The following is a 12,473-nucleotide window of genomic DNA, read 5'->3' on the forward strand; positions in this document are numbered from 1 at the left end:
GCTATTTTCCTTCTTCCTGCGGGTTTTCAATGTGGTGGCGGAGCTGTTCGATCCGTTCCGCGAGGAAGCTCCAATTCCTCCAGAACTCTTCGAGGTACTCGCCGCCCAGTGCGTTCAGCGAGTAGACCTTGCGTGGCGGCCCCTTCTCCGAGGGGACCTTCTCGACGTCGACGAGGCCGCGCTGCTCGACCCTGACCAGCAGGGCGTAGACGGTGCCCTCGACGATGTCGGAGAACCCTTGGTCGCGGAGCCGGGCCGTGATTTCATAGCCGTATGCCGGCCGCACGGCCAGGATCGCGAGGACAATGCCCTCGAGCGTGCCCTTGAGCATCTCTGTCGACTGCTTGCCCATGGAACTCTCCCTATTGCTACTCAGTATTGCTAACTACCACTAAATAGTAACACTGAATAGCGATCGCGCAAGAGGGAAGATTCTCAGCGTTTTCAGGCGTTCTCCACGCGCCGGCGGGCGGGCACGGCGCCCATCATGCTTGACGGGTCGGCTGCAGGACCGCGCCATCGGTTCTTGTAAACCGTCGCCTCCAGCTGGTTGAGTGGCAGCATGACTCGATTGCCTCCAACTTCCGTTTGGCCAGTGGTGCACGGCGAACGTCGCGCACTGTTCGAGGACCTGCAGGTGCTGGAGCCGCAGCAGTGGCAGACGCCGTCACTGTGTCCCGGCTGGGACGTCCACGATGTCTTGGCGCACCTCATCGATTCGGCGCGGACCACTCGCCTTGGTTTTGTGCGCCGCATGGTCGCCGCCGGGTTCGATTTCGATCGTGACAATGCCGTCGGGGTGGCACGGGAGAAGAGGGGAGATCCCAGCCGGACGTTGGCCGAATTCGGTGCCGTCCTGCCGCTGACGTCCACGCCGCCCGCTGCGCTGGCCACCCGCCTCGTCGAGTCGTTCGTACACGGCGAAGATATCAGGCGCCCCTTGGGCATTGACCGGGAATATCCGGCAGGCGAAGTCGCCAAGGCCCTGGCCTACCAAGTGAACACCACCGTGAAGATGGGCGGCGGCAAGGAAATGGCAGCTGGCTGGCGGTTGGTTGCCGCCGATGCGGACTTCGTGCATGGTTCGGGGCCCGAGGTCACGGGCCGGGCTATCGCGTTGCTTCTGGCCGTGTCCGGAAGGGCTGTGGATCCGCGGGAGCTGGACGGACCCGGGGCCGGGGACTTCGTGCGTCGGCTTCAGGCCTGACGTTCGCCGGTGTCCGCTTCGGGAGTTGGAGGCGTTGGAAAGTGCGCACACTCGCAGTTCCGGGAGCCGGCACCATGTGGTCTCCGGCCTACAGCCAAGGGAACCTCGGGTACTTCCGCCCGCGGCCTTTCTCGGTCATCCTGAAACCGGAACGGCATAGGGCCTTCCGGAGGAGTTAGGGGTAGACATGTCCTCGAATGGTGCGGACGCGTGGGGGCCACTGATTGTGGGGGTCATTCCCAAACAACATCCAGAGGTCATCGCCCAGGCGTCGGTGCTTGCCCGGCAGCTTGATCGTGCCATCATCTACGCCTATGTGGAACCCAACAGCTATCTGACGGAATGGAACCTCAAGGAAGACATCAGGGACCAATCGTTGCATCCACGCGATGTCGACGAGGACATGACCGCAGATGCAATGGAGATCCTCTCCAATATAGAAACCCAGATGTCGGACAGCGCCGCCACGTGGAGCTTGCGAATCCTCGCGGGCGAGATCTGGAAGGCGCTGGCGCGCCTGGCGTCTGAGACGCAGGCTTCAATGATTATCGTCGGGACCAGGGAGCCCACGTTCGGGGCGCACGTTTCCCAGATGCTCAACGGGGCCACGGCATCTCACCTCACCGTGCACCAGCACCTGCCGGTTTTGGTGGTTCCGGCCGCCCCTAAGAAGGGGAAGCACTGAGGCTGGATTCCGCGGGTTCCGCCGCTGTGTCCGCGGCCCTTCGTATGCCGTGATGAAGAAGCATCAGCCAGATGGCCAATGCGAAGGCCGGAAACATAAAAAGTCCCAGAGCCGCCAAGGTGTTTCCGAGCCCCGCGTTGCGGAAGAGCCCCGAACTGATCATGGGCGCTACTGCCTGGGCGAGAAAGGAAGGCGGGGCAAGGTGGCCCATGGTCCGGGCACACTGCTCTTGTCCCAAGTGCGCCGGTGGCACTGTTCCGTTGGCTGTGGAACGCAATCCGGCACCCGCCCCCGTAAGCAGGGGATGGTGATCGTTGGTGCCAATATCCGGATGGCGAGAAAACCGACGAACTCCGCCATGGCGCCGGACGTGCCTGGGCGCATGGGGGAGCAATTCAAAACAGGTGGGAAACGCCGCATGCGGAGTTGGTGCTAAGCGAGCATGCGGTGCTTGAGGTCTTTGACGCGCGCGTGGATGTCATCGCGGACCAACTCCATGCGGGCGCGTCCCTCGATGCCGCGCAGGCTTGGTTCGTCGGTATCCCAGATTTCAATCTCGACGCCTTCGACGGCGGGAACTTCGGCCTCGGTTCCGAGGACAATCACGAGCCCGGCGCTCCGCATGTTCTCTTCCGTCAGCGCCTTCGGCTTTTCCGCGCTGATATCGATGCCCAAATCTTTCAGGACCTCGGCCGACAGTGGGTTGATGGCAGTTCCGGGCTTGGTGCCGGCCGACGTGACGGTGATGTCATTGCCGGCTTCGAACTTCATGAGGCCGGCGGCCATTTGGGATTTGCCGCCATTCTTGACGCAGACAAACAAGACGGCAGGCTGAGGTGCCGCCGGCGAACTGGCGCTCATGGTTGTGGCTTCGGGGTCAGGATTGCGGCCAGGGATTCCAGTGCGCCGGGCACCAACGAATAGTAGGCCCAGACCCCACGCTTTTCACGGTTGAGCAACCCCGCCTCAACCAGGATTTTCAGGTGGTGGGAAACCGTGGGTTGGCCCAAGTCCAACGGTTCGGACAGGTCGCAGACGCAGGTCTCCGCTTCGGGACTGGTCGAGACGATGGAGAGGATGCGCAGGCGGTTCGGATCGGCCAACGCCTTGAATCGTGCGGCCAAGGCTTCAGCTTCCGTTCCAAGCAGGGATTCCTGACCAATCGACGGAACGCAGCACAGGGATTCCGTTTCACTGCTGGAAGCCATGGGAGTTTCCTCGCTGGTTTCTGTGGCACTCGGTGTGGGCATGCGCCTTCCCTAGCCTTCATTCGGCCCCATACGGGCGATTGGAAATCGTCGATATGCGCAACAATACTCGATACATCGATCTTCGTCGATGTATCGAGCGTGGAGAGAATTTGCCGTCCATCCGCCTCCGGCTGTGGGGAACCGGAGCTGAAATCCGAGGCTTGCTGCGGACCGCAGCCGGCGGCCATCGGGTTCGCCACGGGAAGCCCCCTGGACACGCCGAACTGCTCGCCGAAGAAACAGGGCCAAATGCACTTACTGCCTGCGTTTGCCCGGTTGCGCTGGCTTCGACGTCGCCGTTGCGCATGACCGTCGCGGAGCAAACCCAAGGCTTAAGCGATGAATGTCTATAGTCAACCCTCCCGACCGCGCAAGGTATCCGGACCAAGTCGAGCCCGCGCATCGTGCAGCTCCCCGTCGAGCGTCCCTCTTTTAAGGGTTCCCGAGCCCGCACGGAGGGCCGCTCGGCGCTTTGTCCGGAGCCGGCCGAGGCGGGGATCTTGACGCGGAGAGTCGAAGGAGAGGACGCTCATAATAGGTCCTCCGGCTGCCCCGGACCCAGCAAGACCTTGGCGCCCCAGGTCCACTCCCATGAACATCCACCAGAGGAGAGCACCATGAGCACGCAGTTCAACGAGCTGCTGACCCGCCAGGTTGGCAACGAGTTCGCGGCCTCCCAGCAGTACATTGCCATCGCAGCCTGGTATGACGGGCAAGACCTTCCCCGGCTTGCCAAGCACTTTTACCGCCAGTCGCTCGAGGAACGCAACCACGCGATGATGATGGTCCGCTACATCTTGGACCGCGGCATCAAGATCACCATTCCCGGAATCGAACCCGTCCGGAACGACTTCGAATCCGCTGAGGAACCACTGGTCCTTGCCCTTGCACAGGAGCTTGAGGTCACGGACCGCATCAAGGAACTCTTTGCTGCGGCGCGGGCGGAAAACGACCCCTTGGGTGAACAATTCATGCTGTGGTTCCTCAAGGAGCAGATCGAGGAGGTCGCCTCGATGTCCACGCTGCTCAACGTCGCCCGCCGGGCGGACAACCTCTTCGATGTCGAGACGTTCCTTGCCCGCGAGCGGGTGGGCGACGCCGGCCAACAAGGGGGACACCATCATCACCATCACGGAGGCGGCCATGGCGCACCCGCAGGGGATGGGGGGACTCCGGAGGCCGCCGGAGGAGCGCTCTAGCCTCAATTTTTCATCGAATGCCTGCAGGCCGCCGATTCCGTGATTTTCCCGGGATCCGCGGCCTGCCTGCTTTCCGAGCACGCAAAGATGGCCATGTCGCTGGCATGGGCGCCGGGTTCCATCTCCCGAAAAGGGGTTTCTTTCTTTTCGAGGGGCGTGCGGCGGGGCAGGTGTTCATGTCGCGAGGTGGCCGTTGCGCCAGCGGTTTCGCAACCTTGTGGTTCCTTCGATGAGTGTGCTGTAGAGGTGTGATTCGGGCACGGATTCGGGGACCAGTAGCCTTTGCCGCCGGGCACTGCTGATGAGTTTCCCGGCGATCGAAAACAGCTTGTACCGCCACCGCTTCATGTCCCAGACCCCGGCAACGTGGCCTGCCGGAAGGACGGCGAGTTGCATCATGACACGAGGTTCACCGCAAGCACGGCCAGGTTGGCCCAGAGCTGGTTGGCCGCGAACGCCTTGAATGGCAGCTTTCCCAGGCCTGCGTTCTTGAGGGTCTTGATGCGGTTTTCGCACCTGGCCCGGGCGCGGTGGCGGGCATCGAGGAATGCGACGTTGTAGCGCGGGGCATTGGTGAGAAACGCCGTGACGCGGTGCCCGTCGACGTCGAAGAGCGAGACCTTCGCCCCGGGATGCAAGGGTTCGGCCCGCAAATACAGGCACGTTCCTTCGGGGTAGTCCTTGAGCTCGATGACCTTGGTCGCGTCGATGACCCACGCGTTGTGTCGCTGGTTCCCGTGCTGGTCCAGTGCCTGCTCCCCGTGTTCCTTGTCATTGATCCAGCCGATGAAACGCTCGTTGGGCACCGGCAGCGCGAACGAGGTGGAGAACTGCAGTCCCAAGAAGTGCAGGTGGTGCGGGAATTCGCGGGAGGCCCCGGGCGCTGTCGGTGCGCACCAGGATCCTCTCGGCGGCCAGGTTGCCCTGCCCGTCGTGCATCTGATCGGGCAGCTGCGCCAAGGCCTCGGCCAGGACGGTGATGTGGTCCTTCGCCGAATTCGCACCCTTGTTGCCCGGGCGCAGCATCGCGGCCAGGATCTCCCCGGTCCCGTTCTCCTTGCCGTAATCCACCGAGGCAATCATGGGCGCGAACCCGTACCCGCCCTTGTAGGTGCCTGCGCTATTTTCCTTCTCGGTATGTGCGGTCACCAGGGGCATATCGATGTTGATCACCAGTGGGTCCAGCCGGGTGGCCAACGCGGCGGGGTTCCGTTATCCGGCCGCCGCCCAGATCCGGGAACGCAACCGCCGGCCGAGGGTGGAAAAGCCGTGGGCGAACGCCTCGGGTTGGTCGGCGGCACGCTCCACGAAGCGGGACACGGTCGCGTTCGACGGCACTTGGCCGAAGAGTCCGGGGCTGTTGCGCAGCACGTCCAGGTCCGAGACGTGTTCCCCGCCGCCGGCGAGCATCACCGCCAGGGAACCAAGGATCCGGCCCGGGCGGTGGATGGCTCGTTCGGGGACGAACTGGGAGAAGCGGTCCTCACACAAGGCGCCGAAACCGGTCGCATCCAGGAAGGACGTCAGCACGTTCAACCCGGCGTGGGAAACCAGTGACTGGCCGGTCAAAGCCGCCGGAACGGACGGGAAAACGCGGGTAGTATTGATCATCGAAAAGGTGAGTCCTGATTTGGGTGGATAAAAGGTGTGGTTACCTCTATTTTCCCAGTTCAGCTCACCTTTTCGTCGTTGAAGACGCTTAATGACATCCGCAGCTCATGAAAACGCCAGGCTAGAAACATTCATGTGGGCCGGGACTCCCGAAATCGATCCTGGTGGTTTGCCGTTCGGCGGGGCCTTGGCCCCGATTCCCTACAGGGATGGGACGGCGGCACCGACTCGACGATCAGGGGTCCCGGTTCTGTGTCGGCCTGTCTGGGATCGGGCGTCCAAGCCTGAGGCCAGGCGGACAGCACCGGGGCATTAATCCCGGGAATCGCTCTTGGGCTACCCCAAACTCTGGACCGGCGGGGTTCGGCAGGATTCGCTGCCCGGCGATCTCGGACCGCGGCTGGCGCAACAAAGCCGAAGACGTACCACGGACCAAGGGGCTACCATGTACCTACATAGTGACGATAGCTTGAGCACATCGGCTACATTTCGCTGCTTGTCATTGGTGAGGCCGAGAACCGCAAGGCCCCGGAAGCCGCCCAAACAGGAAATGGAGCTTCTGAAGCCAAAACTGCCGCTCCGGGCCGTGGTCACGCGACAAAACGCCTTGGGTTAGTTGCCGCGGCCTGATGAAAGCAGGGTCACATGACCGTATCGCCCCTCATCTGGGGCATCACCATCGTCGTCATTCTGGCGCTGCTCGCATTCGACTACCTCTTCCACATCCGCAAGGCGCACGTTCCCACGCTGAAGGAAGCTGCGGTGTGGTCCTCCATCTACGTGGGCATCGCTGTGCTCTTCGGGGTCCTGGTCATGCTCATCGGCGGCGGCACCATGGGGTCGGAGTACTTTGCCGGGTACATCACGGAGAAAGCGCTCTCCGTGGACAACCTCTTTGTCTTCCTGATTATCATTGCGAGCTTCAGGGTTCCCCGCGAGGACCAGCAGAAGGTGCTGTTGTTCGGCATAGTGTTTTCGTTGATTGCGCGGACAGGGTTCATCTTCCTGGGCGCGGCACTGATCAACTCCTTCGCCTGGGTGTTCTACATCTTTGGGCTGATCCTGCTGGTGACCGCAGGCAATCTGATCAGGCCCGGTGCCCACAACCAGGAACAAACGGACAACGTCATGGTCGGCTTGGCCATGCGGTACTTCCACACCACGAGCCACTTCGACGGTGACAAGCTGTTCACCATGCATAACGGCAAGAAGGCGCTCACGCCCATGCTGCTGGTGATGCTGGCGATCGGTGGCACCGACATCCTGTTCGCCCTGGATTCCATTCCCGCGATCTTCGGGCTGACCCAGAATGTCTACATTGTCTTCACCGCAACGGCTTTCTCCTTGATGGGGCTGCGCCAGCTGTATTTCCTGATCGACGGGCTGCTGGACCGGCTCATCTACCTCTCATACGGCCTGGCGGCGATCTTGGCGTTCATCGGTGTCAAGCTCGTGCTGCATGCCCTTCACGAGAACAACTTGCCGTTCATCAACGGCGGCGAGCCTGTCCCGGTCGTCGAAATCAGCACCGACCTGTCCCTGGGCGTGATCATCGGGGTGCTCAGCGTTACCGTCGTGGCCTCGTTGCTGAGCAAGGCGGGCAAGGCCCAGAATGCCATCAACAACGCCCGCCGGCATGCGATTGACTACCTGGACCTTGACTACACGGCCGATCCCGCCGAGCGAGAGCGGATCTACCGGCTACTGACCCGGGAAGAGGCGCAGATCCTGGAAATGGACCTGAAATACCGCAACAAGGCCAAGGACATCGACCGGATCCGCGGACAGATCACAGAGGCCCACCGGCAACACAAGGAGTTCTTGGATCGATAGCGTCGCCCCAGGTGCGTGGAGCCTCCGACCAACCCGAACGCCCGCCAGCACAACCACCAAGGAGAAACGCAATGAACAACGAAAACACGTTTAATAGTACAAATCCGCTGCCGGAACCGGCATCGAGCAACAGCATCGTTGTCGGCCATGACGGATCCAAGGGCGCAAGCCATGCATTCACCATGGCCATGGAGCTCGCAGCGGAACTCTCCGCACCCGTCGTCGTGGTCCGATCCTGGTCGATCCTGACTGCACCAAAGCCGGCCAAATGGGAATACGGCTACGTGTCCTCGTTTGACGAGTACACCACCGCGGTGCGCGAGGAAATGATTCTCACCCTCAAGGGCACCGTCGAAAAGTTCGACAAGGTCCAGGTGGCCTACGAGCCCGTCCACGCACCTCCCGCCAAGAGCCTCATCGAGCACTCGCGGAATGCCCGAATGCTGGTGGTTGGAACCCGCGGGCACGGCGGTTTCACGGGAATGTTGCTGGGCTCCGTGAGCGAGCAATGTGTGCGCCACGCAGCCTGCCCCGTCCTGGTGGTCCGGCCTCGGGCTTGAGAACACGTCCGCATGGGGCATCCGCCCCCAAATCGATGCCCCATGCGGATCGCCTCAGGCCGGAAGCCTCAGGCCCCGGCCGTGCGGACCGGGAGCTCGTTGATGATCCGGTACCCCAGGTTCGGGTCAAACCCGTGGATCTCGCGGGTATCGAGGGCCTCCATGTAGGAGAGGATCTCCTTGGTGACGACCTGCCCCGGCACGAGGATCGGGAACCCCGGCGGGTAGGGTGTCACGAACCCGGCGGAAACCACCTCGTCCCCGGCGAGGACACGATCGGCCAACTGGTGCGGCATCAGGTAGCCGCAACTGCCGGTCTTGTAGGTGGTGAAATACGCCGCGCGGATGTCCCCGTCGATCGTTTGGCCGTCGCTGCGGAACCGATCGGCAAAGCGGCTGAAGTCCGGCAGCGGCGGCGGAGTGCCGATCAATGCCGCGATCTTCTCCGTGCGCGCTTCCAGGGCCAGCGGGCTCAAGTCGGCCCGTTCGCGCTCAAAGCGCTCGGCGAGCTTGACCAGCACGTCAATGAGGTAGGCCACCGAACTGCGCGAAGTGCCGATGTTGGTCATGAACAGCACGGTGTTCCGCGAGGTCTTGTTGACCTGGATCCCGTGCAGGTCCATCAGGTACTTGTGCTTGAAGGTGTCGCCGTCCACCCCGGTCCGCCCAATGTGCAGGGTGAGCCGGCTGGGGTCCACCACGAACTCGTCGGTGCGCCAGGCCTCGTCCATGGCGGCGATCCCGTCCTGCAGCGGCATGGGCCTGCGGGTGGTGCGGAACTCCTCCGGGATCAGGTCGTGGGTGTTGAGCACCCGGAAGTACTTCTTCAGCAGCGGATGGCGCGCCACCATCCGGGCCACGGACTGGGCCAGGTAGGCCTGGCGCTGGACCAGCTCGTAGCCCTCCAGCTCGGCCTGGCGCCGGCCGATGTCCAGCGAGGCCAGGATCTGGTAGTTCGGCGAGGTGGAGGTGTGGGTCATGTAGGCCTCGCGGAAGGTCACCTCGTTGAGGTGGCTGAAGTCCTGGTCGAAGACGTGGATCATCGACCCCTGGCGCAGCGAGGTCAGCGTCTTGTGCGTCGACTGCGTGGCGTAGACGCGCAACCTGGCCGTCTCCGGGTCGGGCAGCAGCCTGGTGGAGAGCCACGCCTGGTCGTCGACCGGTTGGCCGGTCTCGGGGTCGAAGAGTGCCTCCCGCTGGGCCTTGGCGCGTGCAATGTATTCGGGATCCTTGAAGTTGGCCTCGAGGGCCCCGGCCGCGGCCATGGCGGTGCGCCGCCGGTAGATGGGGTGGAACCCGGCGAACGCGAACCAGGCCTCGTCCCAGAGGAAGACCAGGTCCGGCTTGATGGCCAGGCATTCTTCCATCACGCGCTGGACGTCGTAGACGATGCCGTCGAAGGTGCAGTTGGTCAGCGTGACCATCTTGACCTCGTCGAGGCGGCCCGCACGGCGGTAGTCAAGCAGCATGCCCTTGAGGGTCTTCAGCGGCACGGCGCCGTAGAAGGAGTACTCGTCCAGCGGGTAGGCGTCCACGTAGGCGACCTGCGCGCCGGCGAGCATGAGCGCGTAGTGGTGGGACTTGTGGCAATTGCGGTCCGCGATGACCACGTCGCCCGGGGCAACGATGGACTGGTGCACGATCTTGTTGGCGGTGGAGGTGCCGTTGGTGACAAAGTACGTCCGCCGGGCCCCGAAGGCGCGCGCCGCCAGCTCTTGGGCGCCCTTGATGGAGCTGCGCGGGTCCAGCAGCGAGTCGAGCCCGCCGGAGGTGGCGGAGGTTTCCGCGTGGAGCAGGTTCAGGCCGTAGAATTCGCCCATGTCCTTGATCCACCTGGAATTGACCACGGAGCCGCCGCGGGAGATCGGCAGCGCGTGGAAGACCGCAGCGGGCTTGCGGCTGTGGTGCTGCACGGCGTCGAAGAACGGGGTCTTGAAGCGTTCGGCCACGCCCCGCAGCAGCGAGAGGTGAAGCTCCATGGACTCCGCGCGGCGGAAGAGCCTGTTGAATCTCCGGCTCGAGGACCCGGCAAGCTCTTCGATGGACACGTCGGCCACCAGGTACAGGTCCAGCTCCGGGCGCAGCTCCTTGAGCAGGTCGGCCAGCCTCAGGATCCGTTCCCTGGGCGGGAAAACCGCAACGCCGGGGTCGATCAGGGCATCGAGGTATTTGCGCAGGTCGTCACTCGGCCGGTGCCGGGTCGGCACGGAAAAGCCGGGGCGCAGGATGCAGGCCTGGATGGTGGGGTTCAAGAGCACCGCGATGAGTGCGTCCTCGAGGCTCGGCACCACGTTCACGTCGTAGGCGAAGGCGTCGGTGTTCCGGCGCTGGCGGAGCATCTCGGCGACGACATCCTCGCGCAGCGTCTCGGACATGTCGTCGATGACCAGTACCTCGAAGCGCGGCCGCGGGTCCGGCGCCCCCGGCCTGGCCGGTTCCAGGACACGGGCGGGGGAATCCTGATCCGCCGCGTGGTCCTCGGGCTCGGGGTCGAAGCGCGCAAAACCGCGGGTCACGGCCTCGACCAGGGCCAGGGCCGCGGCGTGGTCGTTTTCCTCGATCCGCGCACGAAGCGCCGCCACGTACGCGCTGCCCGGAACCGCCCAATAGGTTTCGACGGCCTCCAGGACGCGCAGCTGGCGCCGGACCTCGGAGATCAAGCCGTTTTCGGCCTGGGTGGGGTCGGTGATGCCGTGCAGCTGCTTGGCCGCATAGCCGAGGTATTCCCAAGCGTCGGTGCGCAGCCTCCAGACGTTGCTGGGGGTTGGGTATTCGTCATCAAGTTTCACTGCGGGGGCCTTCACGGCTGCTCCGATTCTAGGGTGCGTCCGAGCCGGACGTCAGTTGGCCAGTAAGAGATTCGGGATCGCCGGGAACAGACAGCGACCACCCACGGGCGGGTCGGGAGGAGACGGCCAACCGCCCGTGGGGTAAAAACGGAACCGCTCATTCCAGGGTTGCGGCGATCGAGTCGAAGGCCCGCAGGGTGGCAAAGAGCTTGGCGGCGTCCTGCGGCAGCGGCCAGCTGGACAGCTTCACCCCCACCATCTTTGCGGGCCGGTTGATGTAGATCATCTGCCCGTGGATACCCAGGCAGAGCACCACGTCGTTGCCCGCGTACGGGAACCACATCTGGTTGCGGTACATCCCGCCGGGCATCCGGTTGTCGCCCGGGCTGTTGGAGAAGGCCTCGCGGGAATCCGGCGCCCCCTCGAGCGTCTGCCCGACCCATGCCTCGGAGAGCACCCGCTCGCCGTTAAGCGCTCGCCCGCCGTCCAGGAACAGCGACCCGAAACGGGCCAGGTCGCGCAGCGTGGCGTTGATCCCGCCGTCGAACATCCCGGTGCCGAACTGGTCGATGCCGATCGTGGCATCGGATTCGGCGCCGATCCTGCCCCACAACACGCGGGACATCAGCTCGGGCATGGACTCCCCGGAAGCAGCCTCGCAGATCCACCCGAGCATGTCCGCCTCGCAGGAACGGTACTCGAAGGCCCCGCCATGGGCGGTCTTTTGCCGCAGCGTCATCAGGTACGGGTAGAGGCCGACGGGCCCGGGGGCGGCCGGCGGTGCCCAGCCGATCGCCTCCTCCAGCATCCGCACCTCGGCGAACGGATCCAGGTAGTTCTCGGAAAACCCGATGCCCGAGCGCATGTCCAGCAGGTCGCGCACCGTGGCCTCGGCATAACCGGTGTCGGCCAGCTCCGGTACGTACGCGGTCAGCGGCTTTGCGGGGTCCAACACCCCGGAATCGGCCAGCGCACCGGCGACCGCGCCGATGAGCGACTTGCTCACCGACATCAGCAGGTGCGACGTATTGGCCCCCATCTCGCCGAAGTACGCCTCGTTGAGCACCCTTCCGCGGTGCAGCACCATCCACCCGTCGGTGTCCGTGGCGCCCATGACCGACCCCACGCTCGAGTCCTCCCCGTCCGGCTCGGTGCCCGGCACCGTGATCGAATCCAGATCGCGGTATGCGGCGGGCAGCGCCACGGCCAGCCCCTGCCCCCGCGAGATCACCGAGGTGGGCAGGAAATCGGCGATGTGCTGAAAGGACCAACGCAGGTTCTCGGGCATCTGCCAGTTTTTCATGTCCACCCCCGGTGGGAGGTGATCCAGGTTCGTGCC

12 protein-coding genes and 1 pseudogene are annotated in these 12,473 nt (G+C 63.9%); 5 read left to right on the forward strand and 8 right to left on the reverse strand.

Going from position 1 to position 12,473, the window contains the following annotated elements; translation table 11 throughout:
* Nucleotide 1: 1 nt before the first annotated feature.
* Nucleotides 2-352, reverse strand: coding sequence for a PadR family transcriptional regulator (locus tag JOF47_RS02610; RefSeq protein WP_209995775.1), 351 nt, complete (start codon nucleotides 350-352; stop codon nucleotides 2-4).
* Between the two features lie 210 nt (nucleotides 353-562).
* Between JOF47_RS02610 and JOF47_RS02615 the strand changes: the two genes are divergently transcribed.
* On the forward strand, nucleotides 563-1,207 hold the full coding sequence (locus tag JOF47_RS02615; protein ID WP_209995776.1) for a maleylpyruvate isomerase family mycothiol-dependent enzyme: 645 nt from the start codon (nucleotides 563-565) through the stop codon (nucleotides 1,205-1,207).
* A gap of 187 nt (nucleotides 1,208-1,394) precedes the next feature.
* Nucleotides 1,395-1,892: a universal stress protein gene (locus tag JOF47_RS02620; protein ID WP_209995777.1), complete on the forward strand. Its 498-nt coding sequence runs from the start codon at nucleotides 1,395-1,397 to the stop codon at nucleotides 1,890-1,892.
* A 432-nt stretch (nucleotides 1,893-2,324) separates the two neighbouring features.
* On the opposite strand, the gene JOF47_RS02625 is transcribed toward JOF47_RS02620, so the two are convergent.
* Nucleotides 2,325-2,753, reverse strand: a complete 429-nt coding sequence (locus JOF47_RS02625; RefSeq protein ID WP_209995778.1) for an arsenate-mycothiol transferase ArsC — start codon at nucleotides 2,751-2,753, stop codon at nucleotides 2,325-2,327.
* The gene (locus JOF47_RS02630; RefSeq protein ID WP_245356225.1) at nucleotides 2,750-3,100 is read right to left on the reverse strand and encodes an ArsR/SmtB family transcription factor; all 351 of its coding nucleotides are present in this window, start codon (nucleotides 3,098-3,100) and stop codon (nucleotides 2,750-2,752) included. Before JOF47_RS02630 ends, JOF47_RS02625 begins: the two co-directional genes overlap by 4 nt.
* A 659-nt stretch (nucleotides 3,101-3,759) precedes the next feature.
* Here JOF47_RS02630 and JOF47_RS02635 point away from each other — a divergent pair.
* Nucleotides 3,760-4,341 (forward strand): ferritin, encoded by a 582-nt coding sequence (locus tag JOF47_RS02635; protein WP_209995780.1) that lies wholly within the window; start codon nucleotides 3,760-3,762, stop codon nucleotides 4,339-4,341.
* Nucleotides 4,342-4,515: 174 nt separating this feature from the next.
* Here the strand turns inward: JOF47_RS02635 and JOF47_RS22130 are convergent, their stop codons facing one another.
* The 3 genes and pseudogenes from JOF47_RS22130 to JOF47_RS22140 all read right to left on the reverse strand — a co-directional run bounded on the left by JOF47_RS22130 (nucleotide 4,516) and on the right by JOF47_RS22140 (nucleotide 5,952).
* Nucleotides 4,516-4,740 carry a hypothetical protein gene (locus JOF47_RS22130; protein WP_281070230.1) on the reverse strand — a complete coding sequence of 75 codons (225 nt, stop codon included), beginning with the start codon at nucleotides 4,738-4,740 and terminating at the stop codon, nucleotides 4,516-4,518.
* Nucleotides 4,737-5,183: a transposase gene (locus JOF47_RS22135; protein ID WP_281070231.1), complete on the reverse strand. Its 447-nt coding sequence runs from the start codon at nucleotides 5,181-5,183 to the stop codon at nucleotides 4,737-4,739. Before JOF47_RS22135 ends, JOF47_RS22130 begins: the two co-directional genes overlap by 4 nt.
* Nucleotides 5,113-5,952 (reverse strand): annotated as a pseudogene (locus JOF47_RS22140) (transposase). Before JOF47_RS22140 ends, JOF47_RS22135 begins: the two are co-directional and overlap by 71 nt.
* Before the next feature lie 645 nt (nucleotides 5,953-6,597).
* Between JOF47_RS22140 and JOF47_RS02645 the strand changes: the two are divergent.
* Together JOF47_RS02645 and JOF47_RS02650 are read left to right on the forward strand one after the other, a co-directional pair.
* A complete protein-coding gene (locus JOF47_RS02645) occupies nucleotides 6,598-7,785 on the forward strand; it encodes a TerC family protein (RefSeq protein WP_209995781.1) in 1,188 nt (395 codons plus the stop codon).
* Between the two features lie 71 nt (nucleotides 7,786-7,856).
* The gene (locus JOF47_RS02650; protein ID WP_209995782.1) at nucleotides 7,857-8,345 is read left to right on the forward strand and encodes a universal stress protein; all 489 of its coding nucleotides are present in this window, start codon (nucleotides 7,857-7,859) and stop codon (nucleotides 8,343-8,345) included.
* Nucleotides 8,346-8,413: 68 nt separating this feature from the next.
* Here the strand turns inward: JOF47_RS02650 and JOF47_RS02655 are convergent, their stop codons facing one another.
* Nucleotides 8,414-11,149, reverse strand: a complete 2,736-nt coding sequence (locus tag JOF47_RS02655) for an aminotransferase class I/II-fold pyridoxal phosphate-dependent enzyme (RefSeq protein ID WP_209995783.1) — start codon at nucleotides 11,147-11,149, stop codon at nucleotides 8,414-8,416.
* A gap of 142 nt (nucleotides 11,150-11,291) precedes the next feature.
* Nucleotides 11,292-12,437, reverse strand: coding sequence for a serine hydrolase domain-containing protein (locus JOF47_RS02660; RefSeq protein ID WP_245356226.1), 1,146 nt, complete (start codon nucleotides 12,435-12,437; stop codon nucleotides 11,292-11,294).
* Nucleotides 12,438-12,473: the final 36 nt, after the last annotated feature.

It is taken from the genome of Paeniglutamicibacter kerguelensis, from assembly GCF_017876535.1.
Lineage (GTDB): Bacteria > Actinomycetota > Actinomycetes > Actinomycetales > Micrococcaceae > Paeniglutamicibacter > Paeniglutamicibacter kerguelensis.